The following is a 17,689-nucleotide window of genomic DNA, read 5'->3' on the forward strand; positions in this document are numbered from 1 at the left end:
CACGCGCTGCACGCGCGTGCCGCTGCCCGCGCGAAGGGCGCACAGCGCCCGTGGCTTCGTCAGCCCGCCGTGCCGGCGTATGCGGCCTTCAGCGCGGCGACGTCGAACTTCGTCATCTGCATCATGGCCGCGGCCACGCGCGCCGCCTTGACCTCGTCGCGGTCGGCCATCATCGGAATCAATGCGTCGGGCACGATCTGCCACGAGACGCCGAAGCGGTCACGCAGCCAGCCGCAGCCGTCGGCCGTGCCGCCGTTGTCGAGCAGCGCGCTCCAGTAGCGGTCGAGCTCCGCCTGGTCGGCGCAACTGATCATCAGCGAGATCGCGTGGTTGAACGTCTCGGTGCGCGGGTGGCTCATCGCGATGAACGGCTGCCCGAACAGCTCGAACTCGACCATCCGGGTGCCGCTGGTGCCGGCGACCGCCGTGACGCGCACGACGCGCGAGTCCGGGAAAATGCCCGCATAGAAGGCCGCGGCTTCTTCGGCTTCCGTCGAGTACCAGAGGAACGGCGTGATCTTCTGAATCGTCATGGAGCGTCTCCTGTCGGGTGTGTCGGTGAGGAACGGGGCAATCTGCGTGCCGCCATCGATACGACGGACGACGGCCGTCGAAATCGACACGTCGAAGCATAGTGCTTCGCGTCGCGGTAGCGAAATCGGTAGGGTGGACACACATGCGTCCGTTGCGACGCCGGACCCTCCTTGCGCGCATCAGGAGGAATATGGGAGCGCGGTGGTAGCCAGTGCGGCATGCGCCTGACCGGCCGTATGCCGCGGTCCGACAATGCAGGGTATCCGGATGCCTGCGGACACGCTTCCGGCGCGCGACGGGCGGCCCAGGCGCCGCTCCCGGCCGGTTGCCGTACCCACGGTGCCGGCCACGGTCGCCGCTCGCCACGGCGCCGCCGGCAACGGACGAAAAAAAACCAGCCACGGCCGAAACCGGTGACTGGTTTTGCAGTTCGGCGGCACGGCGTCGGAGACGCCATGCACACCGGAAACGTACTTCTTAGAACTTGTGGCGAATGCCGAGTGCGACCAGTTCGGCCGAGCTCTTGCCGGCGAAGCCGTACGAAGCGATCGACGCTTGCGCGCTTTGCTGCACGCCGTCGACGAGCTGCGTGCCGCTCGCGTGCTGGTATGCGCCAACCAGGTAGATGTCCGTGCGCTTCGACAGCGAGTAGTCCGCGCCGATGCCGACCTGGTGGTACTTCGCGCTCGTGTCGCCGCTTGCCTTCGTGTACGAGTAGCCGAGGCCCAGCAGCAGCGGCGGCGTGACCTGGTACGTCACGAACGCGCGGCCCGTGTTGTACTTTTCGGTCGAACCGAAGCCCGAGAATGCGTCCGGCTTGTACTGTGCGTTGCTGTAGCCGAGACCGAACGTCACCGGGCCGAGTGCGTACTGGCCTGCGACTTGCGCGATGGCGATCGACTTCGCCGTTGCGTAACCCGAGTTGATCGGGCCGTCGAAGATCGCGTCGGACGTCGTCGAACCCCAGCCTGCGCGGCCGACAGCCGTCGTCGGCGACGGGTTGGCTGCGTAGAAGTAGCCTGCTGCAACGCCGACCGGGCCGTTGTTGTAGGCAGCTGCGACCGACCACGTCTGGCCCGAGCCCGTCTTGCCTGCGACGCCGCCGAGGGCGTACATGCCTTCGACCTGGAAGCCTGCCCAGACCGGCGACGTGTACTTGATTGCGTTGCTGACGCGCAGCGAGTTGTCGTTGTTGTCGACGTCGCCCGGCGTTGCCATCACGCTGCCGAAGTAGTTGTCAGCCGTGACTGCCTGGACCAGGTCGACCAGCGGGTCGTACTGGCGGCCGAGCGTCAGCGTACCGTACTGGGCGCTCTCGAGGCCGACGTATGCCTGACGACCGAACATGCGACCGCCCTGGTTCAGGTGGCCCGTGCCCGGATCAAAACCGTTTTCCAACTGGAAGATCGCCTTCAGGCCACCGCCGAGGTCTTCAGCACCTTTCAGGCCCCAACGGCTGCCTTGCAGGTTGCCCGACAGCATTTGCCACGAGTTGTTGGCCTGGCCGTCGTTGCCGTGGACCCATGCGATCGACGTATCGATCACGCCGTACAGCGTCACGCTCGACTGAGCGTGAGCAGCGCCAGCGGCGCCCAGCAGGGCGAGCGAGAGGGTCGAGAGTGCGAGTTTCTTCATCGTTGAGTATCTCCACGCAAATGATTCGTCATTCATTATTTGTTGCGGATTGGAGAATAGCTCAGTGCCATACCTGCAAGAAAGCTTAAAAAATAAAGTGTCTCGAAAAGGTAACAGCGAGAAAAAGTCTATATATATCAAGCACATCAAGGACTGTTCCTCTTTTTGAAATAGTTGACAATTGCTGCGCCGCGATTGTTGCAGCGGTTGGTGCGTTCGGCAGCGGAGGGGCGGGTTTGGCCGGTTGACGCACGGAAATCGAGGTGTGCAAACGTTTGCCGTTGCAGCATGCGTCGCGCGCTGATGCAAAGAACGCATCAACGCGCGGCGGCCGGGTGGGTTGCGGAAACGAAGGCAGTCGCGTAGGGCGACGATGAGGCGCGCGCGACGCGCGGCCGCGCAGGAAAAAATACGTGGGGATTCAGTTGCCCCCTGAGCGATCGGCGGTGCGATCCGTCGGCGCGGACGCAGCCGGGACGTTGCCGTTGCGGCGATGCGCATCGCCGCGCGCGGCCGCGAATTCCGCGCCGAGCAGCAGCACGGCCGCCGAGAAGTACAGCCACATCAGCAGGACCGCGAACGATCCGGCCGCGCCGAACGCACTGGCCGTGCCCGCGCGCGCGAGATACAGCGCGAACAGCTTCTTGCCGCCGGAGAACAGGATCGCGGACACGATCCCGCCGATCGTCGCGTCGTGCCATGCGACGCGCGCATCGGGCAGGAACTTCATCAGCGCGGCGAACGCGCCCGCGAGCACTGCGATGCCGACGAAGAACTGCAGCAGGTTGGTGATCGCGACATACGGTGAATCGCCGAGCAGCCAGGTGCCGATGAACGTGATCGCGGTATCGAGCACGAGCGACACGATCAGCAGGAAAGCGACGCCGAGCACGAGCCCGAACGAAATGAGCCGCACGCGCACGAGCCCGAGCATGCTCGACCAGCGGCTTTCCGTGCTCGGCCAGATCACGGAGAGCGCGGTGTTCAGCGACGCGAACGTCGCCGACGCGCCGAGCGCGAGCGCGGCGAACGAGATCAGCGTCGCGATGCCGCCGCTCTGGCCCGCGCGATGCGCGTTCTGCACGATCGTCTGGATGCTGGCCGCCGCATCGTCGCCGATCAACTGGTGGGCCTGCTCGAACACCTGGCCGCGTGCGGCGTCGTCGCCGTAGAACCAGCCGGCCACGGCGATCACCATCACGAGCGTCGGCGCGAGCGAGAATGCCGAGAAGAACGCGATGCTTGCGGCCATCGCCGAGCAGCGGTCGGAGGAGAAGCGCCTGAACGCGTTGAGTGCCCAGTTGGCCTGTTGTTGCGCGAGGCGGGTGGCCTCGGACGTGATCTGTCGTTTCATGACGGTTCGGTTGTGCGTTGAACGCAGGACATCGGTGGATCAGACAAATCGGTATTGATCCTACGAATCGGTCATAGTTGCCTCAACTGTCTATAATTCCTTTCAGTTTCACCCCACCCCACAAAATCGCCGAGACCATCATGCTACAAATGTCCCGGCGCCAGTTCCTGAAGGTGACGGCCACGTCGCTTGCCGGATCGAGTCTAGCCCTGCTGGGCTTTTCTCCAACGGAAGCGCTCGCCGAGGTCCGACAGTACAAGCTGGCGCGCACAGTCGAAACGCGCAACACCTGTCCTTATTGTTCAGTGGGTTGCGGCATCCTGATGTACAGCCTCGGTGACGGCGCGAAGAATGCGCAGCCGAGCATCATCCATATCGAAGGCGATCCCGACCATCCCGTCAATCGCGGCACGCTGTGCCCGAAGGGTGCGAGCCTGATCGATTTCATCCACAGCCCGAACCGCCTGACGCACCCCGAGTATCGTGCGCCCGGCTCGGACAAGTGGGAACCCATCTCTTGGAACGACGCGCTCGACCGGATCGCGAAGCTGATGAAGGCCGACCGCGACGCGAACTTCGTCGAGACGGCGGAAGACGGCGCGAAGGTCAACCGCTGGCTGACCACCGGCATGCTGGCCGCATCGGCGGGCAGCAACGAAGTCGGTTATCTCACGCACAAGACTGTCCGCAGTCTGGGAATGCTCGTATTCGACAATCAGGCGCGTGTCTGACATGGCCCGACGGTGGCAGGTCTTGCCCCGACGTTTGGCCGTGGAGCGATGACGAACCATTGGGTCGACATCAAGAACGCGGACGTGATTCTCGTGATGGGCGGCAATGCAGCCGAGGCCCATCCGTGCGGTTTCAAGTGGGTGACGGAGGCGAAGGCGCACCGCAAGGCGCGGCTGATCGTCGTCGACCCGCGCTTCACGCGTACGGCCTCGGTGGCCGACTACTACGCGCCGATCCGCACCGGCACCGACATCGTCTTCCTGGGCGGTGTGATCAACTACCTGCTGACGAACGACAAGATCCAGCATGAGTACGTGAAGAACTACACGGACTTCTCGTTCATCGTGCGCGAGGATTTCGCGTTCAACGACGGCATCTATTCCGGCTACGACGCCGAGAAGCACGCGTATCCGGACAAATCGAGCTGGGACTACGAGCAGGGCGACGATGGCTTCGCGAAGGTCGACCCGACGCTGCAGCATCCGCGCTGCGTGTACAACCTGCTGAAGCAGCACTACGCGCGCTATACGCCGGACATGGTCCAGCAGACCTGCGGCACGCCGAAGGAGAAATTCCTGAAGGTGTGCGAGATGCTCGCGACGACGGCCGTGCCAGGCCGCGCCGGCACGATCCTGTACGCGCTCGGCTGGACCCACCATTCGGTCGGCGCGCAGATGATCCGCACCGGCGCGATGGTGCAGCTGCTGCTCGGCAACATCGGCATCGCCGGCGGCGGGATGAACGCGCTGCGCGGCCACTCGAACATCCAGGGCTTGACCGATCTCGGGCTGATGTCGAACCTGCTGCCGGGCTACATGACGCTGCCGATGCAGGCCGAGCAGGATTTCGACGGCTACATCAAGAAGCGCGTGCAGCTGCCGCTGCGGCCGAACCAGCTGAGCTACTGGAAGAACTACAAGGCCTTCCACGTCAGCTTCATGAAGTCGTGGTGGGGCGATGCCGCGACCGCCGAGAACAACTGGGCCTACGACTACCTGCCGAAGCTCGACAAGCAGTACGACCTGCTGCAGGCGATCGAGCTGATGAATGCCGGCAAGATGAACGGCTACATCTGCCAGGGCTTCAACCCGCTCGCGGCGGCGCCGTCGAAGGTGAAGACGGCGGCCGGCCTCGCGAAGCTGAAGTGGCTCGTGATCATGGATCCGCTCGCGACCGAGACATCCGAGTTCTGGAAGCATCACGGCGACTACAACGACGTCGATGCGTCGAAGATCCAGACCGAGGTGTTCCGGCTGCCGACCACGTGCTTCGCGGAGGAAAACGGCTCGCTCGTCAGTTCGAGCCGCGTGCTGCAATGGCACTGGAAGGGCGCGGAGCCGCCGGGCGAGGCGAAGAGCGACCTCGAGATCATGTCGGGGCTGTTCCTGCGCATGCGCAAGATGTATCAGGCGGACGGCGGCAAGTATCCGGACCCGATCGTGAACCTGACCTGGCCGTACGCGAACGCGGAAAGCCCGACGCCCGAAGAGCTCGCGATGGAGTTCAACGGCCGTGCGCTCGCCGACCTGCCCGACCCGAAGGATCCGGGCAAGACGCTCGTGAAGAAGGGCGAGCAGCTCGCCGCGTTCGCGCAGCTGAAGGACGACGGCACGACCGCGAGCGGCTGCTGGATCTTCTGCGGTGCCTGGACGCAGGCCGGCAACCAGATGGGGCGGCGCGACAACTCGGACCCGACCGGCATCGGCCAGACGCTGAACTGGGCGTGGGCCTGGCCGGCCAACCGGCGGATCCTGTACAACCGCGCATCGTGCGACGTCGCCGGCAAGCCGTTCGACCCGACCCGCAAGCTGATCGGCTGGAACGGCAGCGCGTGGAAGGGCTCCGACATCCCGGACTTCAAGGCGGACGAACCGCCCGAGAACGGGATGGGGCCGTTCATCATGAACCCGGAAGGCGTCGCGCGCTTCTTCGCCCGCGCGGGGATGAACGAAGGTCCGTTCCCCGAGCACTACGAGCCGTTCGAGACGCCGCTCGCGGCGAACCCGCTGCACCCTGACAACCCGCAGGCGCTGAACAACCCGGCTGCCCGCGTGTTCCCGGACGACCGCGCGTCGTTCGGCAAGGCATCGGAGTTCCCGCACGTCGCGACGACGTACCGGCTGACCGAGCATTTCCACTACTGGACCAAGCATGCGCGGCTGAACTCGATCATCCAGCCCGAGCAATTCGTCGAGATCGGCGAAGACCTCGCGAAGGAAGTCGGCGTCGCGCACGGCGATCGCGTGAAGGTGTCGTCCAAGCGCGGCTACATCGTCGCGGTCGCGCTCGTCACGAAGCGGATCAAGCCGCTGACGATCGAGGGCAAGAAGGTCCAGACGGTCGGCGTCCCGTTGCACTGGGGCTTCAAGGGTCTGACGAAGCCCGGCTATCTCGCCAATACCCTGACTCCGTCCGTAGGCGACGGCAACTCGTACACACCGGAATTCAAGTCGTTCCTGGTGAAGGTCGAAAAGGCGTAAGGGGGAAGAGATGGCATTGCAATCGCTGGATATCAAGCGCGTCTCGGCCACCACGACGCCGCCGCCCACGGCGCGCGAACCGGTGACCGGGAGCGTCGCGAAGCTGATCGACGTATCGAAGTGCATCGGCTGCAAGGCATGCCAGACGGCATGCATGGAGTGGAACGACCTGCGCGACGAGGTCGGCACCAACGTCGGCGTGTACGACAACCCGGCCGACCTGTCGGAGCACTCGTGGACGGTGATGCGGTTCGCCGAATACGAGAACCCGGCGGGCGACCTCGAATGGCTGATCCGCAAGGACGGCTGCATGCACTGCGAGGATCCGGGCTGCCTGAAGGCGTGTCCGTCGCCGGGCGCGATCGTGCAGTACAACAACGGGATCGTCGATTTCCACGAGGAGAACTGCATCGGTTGCGGCTATTGCGTGACCGGCTGCCCGTTCAACGTGCCGCGGATCTCGAAGAAGGATCATCGCGCGTACAAGTGCACGCTCTGTTCCGACCGCGTCGCGGTCGGCCAGGAACCGGCCTGCGTGAAGACCTGCCCGACCGGCGCGATCGTGTTCGGCACCAAGGAGGACATGAAGCAGCACGCGGCCGAGCGGATCGAGGACCTGAAGGAGCGCGGCTTCGAGCATGCGGGGCTGTACGACCCGCAGGGCGTCGGCGGCACGCACGTGATGTACGTGCTGCACCACGCCGACAAACCGTCGCTGTACCACGGGCTGCCCGACAATCCGTCGATCAGCCCGATGGTGAGGCTGTGGAAGGGCATCGCGAAGCCGCTCGCGGTCGCCGGCCTCGCGCTGACCGCGCTGGCCGGGTTCTTCCACTACACGCGGGTCGGTCCGAACGAGGTCAGCGAGGAAGAGGAAGCCGCCGCCCGCGACGAGGCGCGACGCATCAAGGAGGACGCAAAATGAAGCACGACGACCCCAACCTGATCGTCCGCTACACGCCGAACGAGCGCACGAACCACTGGATCACCGCGATCACGTTCGTGCTGCTCGCGCTGTCCGGGCTCGCGCTGTTCCATCCGTCGATGTTCTGGCTCACCGCGCTGTTCGGCGGCGGCCAGTGGACGCGGATCCTGCATCCGTTCGTCGGTCTCGTGATGTTCGTGTCGTTCGCGATTCTCGTGGTGCGCTTCTGGCATCACAACACGCTCGACGCGGACGACCGCCAATGGCTGAAGCAGATCGGCGACGTGCTGACCAACCAGGAAGACAAGCTGCCGCCCGTCGGGCGCTATAACGCCGGACAGAAGCTGCTATTCTTCACGTTGGTGGCGTGCCTGCTGCTGCTGCTCCTATCGGGGATCGTGATCTGGCGGCGCTACTTCTCGTTCTACTTCCCGATCGGGGTGATCCGCGCGGCCGCTGTCGTGCATGCCGTGGCGGCCTTCGTGCTGATCGCGAGCATCATCGTGCACATTTACGCGGCGTTGTGGGTGAAGGGCTCGATCGGGGCGATGGTGCGCGGCACCGTCACGCTGGGCTGGGCCCGCAAGCATCACCCGAAGTGGTTCCGTGAAAGCGTGAAATAACGCACCGGAGCGGGGCGATACGCCGATTGCGGCGTATCGTTCCGCCAGCCGTCGGAATCGCCTGAGAGCGCCGATTCGTCGGCGCTTGTTTTTTTGGATGACATTTTCGTGACACAACGCATTCTCGAACCGACCGAAATTTCGGCGCTCGATCATTCGGCCATTCCGCGCTTTCGCCTGCCGGAGCGCGGCACCGCGTTCGCCGCGCGTGCCGCCCGGCTGCGCAAGCTCGCCGACCTGAACCCGATCAGCGGCTACCTGCGGCTGATGGCGACCGTTGCCGACGCGCAGCACGCGACGCTGCAGGCGCTGGAACTGCCGCTGCCGTCGCCCGAAGCGATCGCACGCGCGCAACAGCATTCGATGCCCCTCGTGCCGGCGCTCGACGGCGAGCGCAACCCGCAGTGGCGGGCCGTGCTGTATGAACTGCTCGACCGCGTCGAAAGCGCCGGGCTCGTCAATCCGTCGCTCGCGAAGCTGCTCGACCGGCTGCGCCTGATGGCGCCCGCCGAACTCGACGCGCAGGCCGACGCGATCCTCGCGTTGCGCTTCGCCGAAGTCGACCCGGCCACCGCGCCGTTCCTGATGGCCGCGCTGCAGGTCGTCTGGACCGATCTCGCGAGCCGCGTGGCACCGGCCGACGTCCCGTATCTCGACCAGCCGGGGCTGTGCCCCGTGTGCGGCACGCATCCGGTCGCGAGCGTCGTGCGCGTCGGCGGCCAGTACCAGGGCTACCGGTTCCTGCAGTGCGGGCTGTGCACGACCGAGTGGCACATGGTGCGCACGAAATGTTCGCACTGCGACTCGACCAAGGGCATCGCCTACCACGGGATCGAAGGCGGCAGCGAAGCCGTCAAGGCCGAGTCGTGTGACGAATGCAAGACCTATCGCAAGATCGGCTACCAGGAAAAGGACTACGAGTTCGAGCCGCTGGCGGACGATCTCGCGAGCCTCACGCTCGACCTGCTGATGAACGAAGCCGGCTACCAGCGCAGTTCGCCGAACCCGCTGCTGTGGCCGGACATGTCGCGCGAAGCGGAATGACGGTACGGAGCCGGGGCGCGCGCGAGCGCCGGCGCCGGCTGCCTGCCGCGCATGGAATTGGAGCCACCATTACGTGACCGAACCGGGTTTGAATGAACTGAATGACGTCCTCGCACGCGTGCCGTCGGTGGAGCGCGTGCTGACGTCGGCGCCGCTGCAGCCGCTGCTCGCCGACTATGGCCGTACGCGCGTGCTGAACGCGGTGCGCGCCGAACTCGAACGCTGGCGCACCGCCGCGCAGCAGGATCCGCCGGCGGCCGGGCCGCTCGACGAGCCGCGCATCGCGGCGGCCGTCGCCCGCACGCTGGCCGCGCAGAGCGCGGGCACCGTGCGCGCGGTGTTCAACCTGACCGGCACCGTGCTGCACACGAATCTCGGGCGCGCGCTGTTGCCGGACGACGCGGTGCGCGCGGTGGTCGACGCGCTCACGCAACCCGTCAACCTCGAATTCGACCTCGCCACCGGCCGCCGCGGCGACCGCGACGACCTGATCGACGATCTGCTGTGCGAACTGACCGGCGCGGAAGCCGCGACCGTCGTCAACAACAATGCCGCGGCCGTGTTGCTCGTGCTGTCGGCGCTTGCGCCGAAACGTGAAGTGATCGTGTCGCGCGGCGAGCTGGTCGAGATCGGCGGCGCGTTCCGCATTCCCGACATCATGAGCCGTGCGGGTGCGAAACTGCGCGAGGTCGGCACCACCAACCGCACCCATCTGCGCGACTACGCGGACGCGATCGGTCCGCGCACGGCGATCCTGATGAAGGTGCACTGCAGCAACTACGCGATCAGCGGCTTCACCAAGGAAGTGACGCTGGCCGAACTCGCGCCGCTCGCGCGGGAGCACGGGCTGCCGGTGGCGGTCGACCTCGGCAGCGGCACGCTCGCCGATCTGTCGCAATGGGGCCTGCCGTACGAGACGACCGTGCAGGAAACCGTCGCGGCCGGCGCGAACCTCGTCACGTTCAGCGGCGACAAGCTGCTCGGCGGCCCGCAGGCCGGGCTGATCGTCGGCGATCGCGCGCTCGTCACGAAGATCAAGAAGCATCCGCTCAAGCGCGCGCTGCGCGTCGGCAAGCTGACGCTCGCCGCGCTCGAACCCGTGCTGCGGCTGTACCAGGCGCCGGAATTCCTGCGCGAGCGGCTCACGACGCTGCGTCTGCTGACGCGGCCGCAGCGCGAGATCGCCGAGGCCGCCGAGCGCGTGCGTCCGGCGTTGCAGGCCGCGCTCGGCGGCGGCTTCGACGTGCAGGTCGAGCCGATGTTCAGCCAGATCGGCAGCGGCGCGCTGCCGGTCGACCAGTTGCCGAGCGCCGGGCTCGTCGTGCGCACGCCGGACGGCAAGCGCGGCGGCCGTGCGCTCGCGCAGCTCGAGAAGCGGTTGCGCGAATGGCCGCGCCCGGTGATCGGCCGCATCGCCGACAATGCGCTGCGGCTCGACCTGCGCTGCCTCGAAGCGGCGGACGAAGCGGCATTCGTCGCGCAATGCGTGCAGGTCGCGGGGCCGGCTGCATGATCGTCGGTACCGCGGGACACATCGATCACGGCAAGACGACGCTCGTGCGCGCGCTGACCGGCGTCGACACCGACCGCTTGAAGGAAGAGAAGGCGCGCGGCATCTCGATCGAGCTCGGCTATGCGTATACGCCGCTCGAGAACGGCGACGTGCTCGGCCTGATCGACGTGCCGGGCCACGAGAAGCTGATTCATACGATGGCGGCCGGTGCGAGCGGGATCGACTTCGCGCTGCTCGTGATCGCCGCGGACGACGGCGTGATGCCGCAGACCCGCGAGCACCTCGCAATCCTGCAGCTGCTCGGCGTCGCGCATGGTGCGATCGCGCTGACGAAGTGCGATCGGGTCGACGCCGCGCGCCTGTCGGCGGTGCGCGACGAGATCGCCGCGTGGCTGCACGGCTCGACGCTCGAGGGCGCGCCGATCTTCGAGACCTGCGCGACGCGCGAGGACGATCCGGGCGTCGCCGCATTGAAGCGTCATCTCGCCGATGCGGCACTCGCGTGGCGTGCGCGCCGCGACGACGGCCTGTTCCGGCTCGCGGTCGATCGCGTGTTCACGCTCGCCGGGCAGGGGACCATCGTGACGGGCACCGCGTTCGCGGGCCGCGTGGCGACCGGCGACACGCTCGCGGTCGTGCGCACCGGCGGTGCGGCGCGCGTGCGCAGCATCCATGCGCAGAACCGCCCGGTCGACGCGGGCCGCGCGGGCGAGCGCTGCGCGCTGAACCTGGCCGGCGTCGACCGGGCGGACGTCGAGCGTGGCGATACCGTCGCGGATGCGCGGCTCGTCGCGACGTCGCCGCGTCTCGACGTCGAACTGACGCTGCTGGCCGATGCGGGGCTCACGCTGACGCACTGGGCGCCGCTGCACGTGCATCTCGGCACGCTGCATCGCGTCGCGCACGTCGCGCTGCTCGATGGCGATACGCTCGCGGCGGGCCACACGATGCGCGTGCAACTGGTGTTCGACGAACCGGTGTTCGCGCTGCCGGGCGATCGCTTCATCGTCCGCAATCCGCAGGCGACGCGTACCGTCGGCGGCGGCCGTGTGCTCGACCCGTTCGGTCCCGCCCGCAAGCGTCGCACGCCCGCGCGCCGCGCATGGCTCGACGCATTGGCCGCGTGGCTCGACGAAGGGCGGCTCGATGCGCTGCTCGCGCAGGCGCCGCTCGGGATCGCACGCGCGATGCTCACGCACCTGACGGGCTTCGCGCCCGACGTGCTGGCGTTGCCGGACGACGCATTGGCGATCGGCCAGCGCGAGCGCGCGTCGAACGACGGCACGGTGATCGCGCGGGTGCATTGGGACGCGCTGCAGGCGCGGGCAATCGATACGCTGCGCGCGTATCACGAACGCGTGCCGGACGAGCAGGGGCTCGATGCGGCGCGCCTGCGGCGGATGGCGGCGCCGCTCGTCGGCGATGCGCTGTGGCGTGCGTTGGTCGATGCGCTGGTGGGCGGCGGTGAGGTTGCGCGAAGCGGGCCGTGGCTGCATCTGCCGTCGCATTCGGTGAGTTTCGATGCGCGCGAGGAAGCGCTGGCGCGGCAACTGCTGCCGCTGATTCATGCGGGGCGCTTCGATCCGCCGTGGGTCCGCGATCTGGCGCGCGACACGGGCGCGCAGGAGGAGGCCGTGCGCATGCTGTTGCGCAAGCTCGCGCGGCGCGGCGACGTGCATCAGGTCGTGCGCGACCTGTTCTATCACGCGGATGTCGTGCGCGAACTGGCCGGGCTGGTCGCGCATCTCGCGCCGACGCGCGGCGGCGGGCTCGACGCGGCGACGTTTCGCGATGCGACGGGGCTCGGCCGCAAGCGCGCGATCCAGATTCTCGAGTTCTTCGATCGGGTTGGGTATACTCGCTTCCACCGCGATCTTCACTTCCTGCGGCCTGACAGCGGTTGGGTGGGTGTACAGGCGTAGGCGCTCGTCGTTCTTTTGGTTTTTCCCCACGGAAGGCATTCGTATCCGGTGGTACGGCTGGACTTCAAATCCAGTTGGGGGTGTCAGACACTCCCGGGTCGGTTCGACTCCGGCTGCCTTCCGCCATTCACGGCGCCATGCCCGTCATGCAGCGGCGACCATGAAAAAGGCCCGCAAAATACGCGGGCCTCGTGCAATCAGCAATTGCCTTTCTTCGCCTGTCCGGGCGGGCAGAACCCGTTCCCCGGCCCGCCCTGCGGCGCGACGACGACCGGCGGCCCCGGCACGTATGCGACGCACCCGCTGAGCGCGCCGACCACGCTCGCCGCGGCGAGCAATGCGATAACCCCTTTCTTCACTTCGTTCTCCCGTTTATTGAGGAAAGGGCCGTAAGGCCCTTTCGATGATGCTGCCGATGCGTCAGAAGCTGAAATTGACGTTCGACTGGCTGGTCGTCGCGTTGACGTTCGTCGATTGCGTTGCGCCCGACGCTGCGTCCGCTTCGATCGTGTATTGTGCCGCGGCGGCCGGCGACGCAGCCAGCGCGACCGGCAGCGAGCCCGAGTACGTGCCGACGATCGGCGCGGCCGTGGGCACGTTGAGCGCATATGCACCCGTATCCAGGTTCGCGTTGATCGACGTGATCTCGTACGCGTTCGCATCGACGGTCTGCAACGCGCGCACGAACGCGTTGGCGCTTGCCGTCACCGTGCCGCTGACCGTGCTCATCGTCGATGCCGGCAGCGTGATCGGGGCAGTCGACGCCGACACGGCCGTGGTCGTGTTCACCACGACCGGAACCGAGCGGACGATGCCGGACGCGAAGTTGTTCTGCACGATCACGACGTCGTAATTGCCTTGCGTCGAGCTCTGGATCAGCGGCGACAGCACGAATTTCCCGGTGTTGTCGGCAACCGTGCCGCGGACCACCTTGCCGCCTTGTTCCGCATACACGGTCGCGCCGGCTTCGGCCGAGGCGACATAGCCGGAGATCGCGCCGCTCACGACGGTCGGGATCGCGGTGACGACCGGCTTCAGCGCATACGTGCCGTTGCCGCGCTGGACGATCGACTTGCACGCGTTGAAGTCGAGCACGAGATCGACGAGCGTGTTCGGCTGGACCGTGAAAGGCTGGATGATCTTGTAACCGCTTTGCGTCGCGCTCGGCGTCGCGAGCGCCTGTTCCGTGCCGCCCGTCGGGACGACCGAGTTCGCGAGGGTGTTGCCCTGGTTCGGCGCGAGAACGAGGCGGATCTGCTGATACTGGCCGGCCGGCAAGGCGGTCTGGCCGATATCGGCGAGCACGCCGTTGGTCAGCGACAGCAGGTCGATCTTCTGCGGTGTCGCCAGCGTGATGGTCGACCAGCCGGCGTCGTTGTCGGAAGCATTCCCATTCGCATTGACGCGGACCTGAGAAACGGTCACGAATACGTGATCGAAGCCGCATGACGGTGCATCGGTCATCGCGACATGCAGCGTGCCGGTTTGCGGGCTGCCACCATCGTCGCCGCCGCCGCATCCTGCGAGCACGAACGGCACCGCTGCCGCACAGAGCGCGGCCTTCCAGAATGTTTTGTTCATTGTTTTGTCCCCCTTCGAGGTTATTGTGGGTGCAACGAAGCATAGCCTCGGGAAACGCCCACAGTATGGACAGCTTTGAAACGAACCGTAAATTCTGCGTCGGAGCGTAAGAACCGCTGCCCGTCGATCGATATTCGCGACGCAATGGCAGGCAATAGGGCTCACAGCGAAGGAATCCTGTCCGGCTCGATCGGGCAGGGCATGAGTCGCCGGGACACGGCATGTTCGCGATCGGCAAAAACTTGATCGGTGAAAGCACTAAATCCGCCCTGATTATTTCACCGCTATAGTCGAATCACGAATGGTAGACGCGAGCGCCATGCGCCGCCGCCATTCAGGCAAAGACTGTAGACGGGTGCTGTATGAAAAACACAATCGAAAAGACCACCGGACCGGTGTGGGGTGTGGCGGCAGGCGTGTTTCTGGCTGCCGCAGGACTGAGTCTCGGCATCTTCCCGAAATCGCTGAACAGCACGGGAACCGCAAACGACTTCCTGGCATCCGGCGTCGCGATGCTGGGTATCTTCCTCGCCGTCTATTCCACGCACGAACTACGACGAAAGCGCCTGCACTGAGCGCCGGCACGCGCGCGTTCCGCAAAACGCCGTAAAGATGATGCCGGGCCGATCGACGGCTCAGGAATGCGCGCGTCCTTTTGCCCGACCCGTATCAACCAGCAGATCGTCGACGAGGATTTCGCCGGCCGCGCGGCCGGCGCGCAACGCATTGCGGGTGTTGCGGAACAGGTGGCCGCCGTCGTCGGCGAGGCGAATCGGTCCGAGCAGGCGCGGCACGCTGCCGGCCGAGTGCACCTGCACGACCGCGACGAACCCGAACCGCAGCGGGGCGGGCGGCGCGTGGTCGCGCGGTTCGTCGAGCCGGAATTCGCAGCGGATATCGATGGTGTATCCGCGGTAGGTGTACGCACTGTTCATCTGCAGCTCGCTCGGAAGGGAACGCGGTGATGGACCGTGGGCGCATCATATCGGCTCGCGTGAGCCGGTGGGGGTGGGGTGTCTACCTACTTGAGGATTTCGTGCTCGTAGACGAGCTCGACGATGCGCTTCGTCGGGATGCTCGCGCGCAGTTCGTCGACGTTGTCGATGCGAAACCACTTGCACTTCTCGATCTCGTTACTCGCCTGGGCCGTATGCTCCGGGCCGACTTCGGCGAAGAACACGTGATGCACCTTCGCGAGCCCCGTGAACTGCATCGAATAGACGAGGTCCTGGCCGGTGATGCCGGTCTCTTCCTGCAGCTCCCGATGCGCGGCTTCGAGCGGTGTTTCGCCGCGCTTGATCGCGCCACCGGGCAGCGCCCAGCGCGACGATGCGCGCGCAACGAGCAGGATCTGCCGTTCGCGGTAGCAGACGACGGTCGCGCGTTCCTTGACGGGGACCGCACTGGCTTCCGGCGCATTCGTGGAGACGGGGGCTTGAGGCATGAACCGATTCTAGCGAGAGTCGGGCGCCCGGCCAAGCCGGGCTCGTCGAGCGCGACGCGGCCCGTCGGCCGGGCCGCGTCGTCATGGAGTCCGTAGCGTTACTTCTGTTCCGGCAGGAACCAGTTCATCACGAGCGCGCAGATGCCGCCCGTCGCGACACCCGACTCCAGCACGTTCTTCAGTGCATGCGGCAGGCTGTTCAGGATGTCCGGCACTTGCGACACGCCGAGGCCGAGCGCGAGCGACACCGCGATGATCAGCAGCGCGCGGCGATCGAGCTGGACGCCGGACAGGATGTTGATGCCCGACGCGGCCACCGCGCCGAACATCACCATTGCCGCACCGCCGAGCACGGGCTCCGGCACGGCCTGCAGCGCGCCCGCGACGACCGGGAACAGGCCGAGCACCACGAGCATGCCCGCGATCCAGATGCCGACGTAGCGGCTCGCGACGCCGGTGATCTGGATCACGCCGTTGTTCTGCGCGAACACGGAGCTCGGGAACGTGTTGAAGACGCCGGCCAGCAGCGAGTTCGCGCCGTTCACGAGCACGCCGCCCTTGATCCGCTGCATCCACACCGGCCCTTCGACCGGCTCCTTCGAGATCTTGCTGGTGGCGGTGACGTCGCCGATCGCTTCGAGCGACGTGACGAGGTAGATGATCAGCATCGGCACGAACAGCGACCACGAGAAGCCGATGCCGAAATGCAGCGGCGTCGGGACCTGGAACAGCGCGGCCTGGTGCACGCCGGTGAAGTCGAGGCGGCCGAGCACGGCGGCCGCGGCATAGCCGATCACGAGCGCGATCACGAGTGCGGTGCTGCGCACCCACACGATCGGCACGCGGTTCAGCAGGATGATGGTGCCGAGCACGAGGCACGACAGCGTCAGGTTCTGGGCGCTCGCGAACGTGCCGTTGGCCATCGCGCCGTAGCCGCCGCCCATGCTGATGAGGCCGACCTTGATCAGCGTGAGGCCGATCAGCAGCACGACGATGCCGGTGACGAGCGGTGTGATCAGGCGCTTCACGAACGGCAGGATGCGCGATACGCCCATCTCGACGAACGAACCGGCGATCACGACGCCGAAGATCGCGGCCATCACGGTCTCGACCGGCGTGCCTTGCTTGACCATCACGCTGCCGCCGGCGATCAGCGGGCCGACGAAGTTGAAGCTGGTGCCCTGCACGATCAGGAGGCCGGCGCCGAGCGGGCCGAAGCGCTTGCACTGCACGAACGTCGCGATGCCGGAAATCACCAGCGACATCGACACGATAAGGGTCGTATCCCGGCTCGATACGCCGAGCGCCTGGCAGATCAGCAGGCCGGGCGTGACGATCGGCACGATGATCGCCAGCAGGTGCTGCAGCGCGGCGACGAAGGCGACCATCGGCGCGGGCCGGTCGTTGGGACCGTAGACGAGGTCGTGCGACAGGTCTGTATCGTCGGCGCCGTGGGCGGCGGATCGGGCGTGGGAAGCGGGTTGCATGGCGAGCGGGCCGGACAAGGTGGAAAGTGCGGCATTTTAGCCGAAGGGCCCACCGGCGCCGCCCGGGGGGCGCTTGCGCCGGAACTCAAGCCGATTCGCGTGAACGTCGTCGCGCCTGGTTTCGTCGACACGCCGCTGTACGACGCATTCGGCCCGGAAGCGCGCGACGCGATTGTCGGCCAGGCCGCGTCGGCGCTGCCCGGCGGACGCGTCGGTCGCGCCGACGAAGTCGGCGAAGCGATCGCGTTCCTGCTGGGCAACGGCTTCGTGAATGCCGAAATCCTGCATGTCGACGGGGGCGGCCGGCTGGTGTGACGCGCGGGCATTCGACGGGCCTGCCGTGAACCCTTCGCGCGAAGCGTGCCGTCGCATGCATGGCGCGTGCGCGGCGCAAGCGGCACCGATTCAATACAAT

Annotated in this window: 16 protein-coding genes and 1 tRNA gene; 9 read left to right on the top strand and 8 right to left on the bottom strand. The window is 66.4% G+C overall.

Translation table 11 applies throughout. The features are described from left to right. Positions 1-59: 59 nt before the first annotated feature. From NQV17_RS29090 to NQV17_RS29100, 3 genes are all read right to left on the bottom strand, one after another. On the bottom strand, positions 60-533 hold the full coding sequence (locus NQV17_RS29090) for a VOC family protein (protein WP_044843835.1): 474 nt from the start codon (positions 531-533) through the stop codon (positions 60-62). Positions 534-1,011: 478 nt separating this feature from the next. Further along, positions 1,012-2,169: a porin gene (locus NQV17_RS29095; RefSeq protein ID WP_257774911.1), complete on the bottom strand. Its 1,158-nt coding sequence runs from the start codon at positions 2,167-2,169 to the stop codon at positions 1,012-1,014. Between the two features lie 421 nt (positions 2,170-2,590). After that, positions 2,591-3,523, bottom strand: coding sequence for a YihY/virulence factor BrkB family protein (locus NQV17_RS29100; protein WP_257774912.1), 933 nt, complete (start codon positions 3,521-3,523; stop codon positions 2,591-2,593). Between the two features lie 140 nt (positions 3,524-3,663). Here NQV17_RS29100 and fdnG point away from each other — a divergent pair, with 140 nt between their 5' ends. From fdnG to NQV17_RS29135, 7 genes are all read left to right on the top strand, one after another. After that, entirely contained in the window at positions 3,664-6,735 is a 3,072-nt protein-coding gene (gene fdnG / locus NQV17_RS29105; RefSeq protein ID WP_257774913.1) for a formate dehydrogenase-N subunit alpha, read from the top strand. A gap of 10 nt (positions 6,736-6,745) precedes the next feature. Beyond that, on the top strand, positions 6,746-7,660 hold the full coding sequence (fdxH, locus tag NQV17_RS29110; protein ID WP_124521880.1) for a formate dehydrogenase subunit beta: 915 nt from the start codon (positions 6,746-6,748) through the stop codon (positions 7,658-7,660). Continuing rightward, positions 7,657-8,283, top strand: coding sequence for a formate dehydrogenase subunit gamma (locus NQV17_RS29115; protein WP_044843841.1), 627 nt, complete (start codon positions 7,657-7,659; stop codon positions 8,281-8,283). The genes fdxH and NQV17_RS29115 overlap by 4 nt, the downstream gene beginning before the upstream one ends. 108 nt (positions 8,284-8,391) lie before the next feature. Continuing rightward, positions 8,392-9,327: a formate dehydrogenase accessory protein FdhE gene (gene fdhE / locus NQV17_RS29120; RefSeq protein ID WP_185733814.1), complete on the top strand. Its 936-nt coding sequence runs from the start codon at positions 8,392-8,394 to the stop codon at positions 9,325-9,327. 73 nt (positions 9,328-9,400) lie between these two features. After that, positions 9,401-10,840: an L-seryl-tRNA(Sec) selenium transferase gene (gene selA / locus NQV17_RS29125; protein WP_257774914.1), complete on the top strand. Its 1,440-nt coding sequence runs from the start codon at positions 9,401-9,403 to the stop codon at positions 10,838-10,840. Continuing rightward, the gene (gene selB, locus NQV17_RS29130; protein ID WP_257774915.1) at positions 10,837-12,762 is read left to right on the top strand and encodes a selenocysteine-specific translation elongation factor; all 1,926 of its coding nucleotides are present in this window, start codon (positions 10,837-10,839) and stop codon (positions 12,760-12,762) included. The genes selA and selB overlap by 4 nt, the downstream gene beginning before the upstream one ends. A 30-nt stretch (positions 12,763-12,792) precedes the next feature. Then, positions 12,793-12,888 (top strand) — tRNA-Sec (locus tag NQV17_RS29135). Between the two features lie 71 nt (positions 12,889-12,959). Here NQV17_RS29135 and NQV17_RS29140 read toward each other — a convergent pair. Together NQV17_RS29140 and NQV17_RS29145 are read right to left on the bottom strand one after the other, a co-directional pair. Continuing rightward, a complete protein-coding gene (locus NQV17_RS29140; protein WP_044843848.1) occupies positions 12,960-13,121 on the bottom strand; it encodes a hypothetical protein in 162 nt (53 codons plus the stop codon). Between the two features lie 61 nt (positions 13,122-13,182). Next, positions 13,183-14,343 (bottom strand): DUF4382 domain-containing protein, encoded by a 1,161-nt coding sequence (locus tag NQV17_RS29145; RefSeq protein WP_257774916.1) that lies wholly within the window; start codon positions 14,341-14,343, stop codon positions 13,183-13,185. Between the two features lie 362 nt (positions 14,344-14,705). On the opposite strand from NQV17_RS29145, the gene NQV17_RS29150 reads away from it, so the two are divergent. Continuing rightward, positions 14,706-14,918: a hypothetical protein gene (locus tag NQV17_RS29150; RefSeq protein WP_044843850.1), complete on the top strand. Its 213-nt coding sequence runs from the start codon at positions 14,706-14,708 to the stop codon at positions 14,916-14,918. A 60-nt stretch (positions 14,919-14,978) separates the two neighbouring features. On the opposite strand, the gene NQV17_RS29155 is transcribed toward NQV17_RS29150, so the two are convergent. The 3 genes from NQV17_RS29155 to NQV17_RS29165 form a co-directional block, all read right to left on the bottom strand. After that, entirely contained in the window at positions 14,979-15,278 is a 300-nt protein-coding gene (locus tag NQV17_RS29155) for a hydrogenase maturation factor (protein ID WP_257774917.1), read from the bottom strand. A gap of 86 nt (positions 15,279-15,364) precedes the next feature. Beyond that, positions 15,365-15,787 (bottom strand): NUDIX hydrolase, encoded by a 423-nt coding sequence (locus NQV17_RS29160; protein WP_257774918.1) that lies wholly within the window; start codon positions 15,785-15,787, stop codon positions 15,365-15,367. A 98-nt stretch (positions 15,788-15,885) separates the two neighbouring features. Further along, positions 15,886-17,220 carry a nucleobase:cation symporter-2 family protein gene (locus tag NQV17_RS29165; RefSeq protein WP_257774969.1) on the bottom strand — a complete coding sequence of 445 codons (1,335 nt, stop codon included), beginning with the start codon at positions 17,218-17,220 and terminating at the stop codon, positions 15,886-15,888. On the opposite strand from NQV17_RS29165, the gene NQV17_RS29170 reads away from it, so the two are divergent. Continuing rightward, the gene (locus NQV17_RS29170; protein ID WP_257774919.1) at positions 17,146-17,589 is read left to right on the top strand and encodes an SDR family oxidoreductase; all 444 of its coding nucleotides are present in this window, start codon (positions 17,146-17,148) and stop codon (positions 17,587-17,589) included. The genes NQV17_RS29165 and NQV17_RS29170 overlap by 75 nt on opposite strands. Positions 17,590-17,689 lie beyond the last annotated feature (100 nt).

The sequence above is a fragment of the Burkholderia sp. SCN-KJ genome, from assembly GCF_024656005.1.
Lineage (GTDB): Bacteria > Pseudomonadota > Gammaproteobacteria > Burkholderiales > Burkholderiaceae > Burkholderia.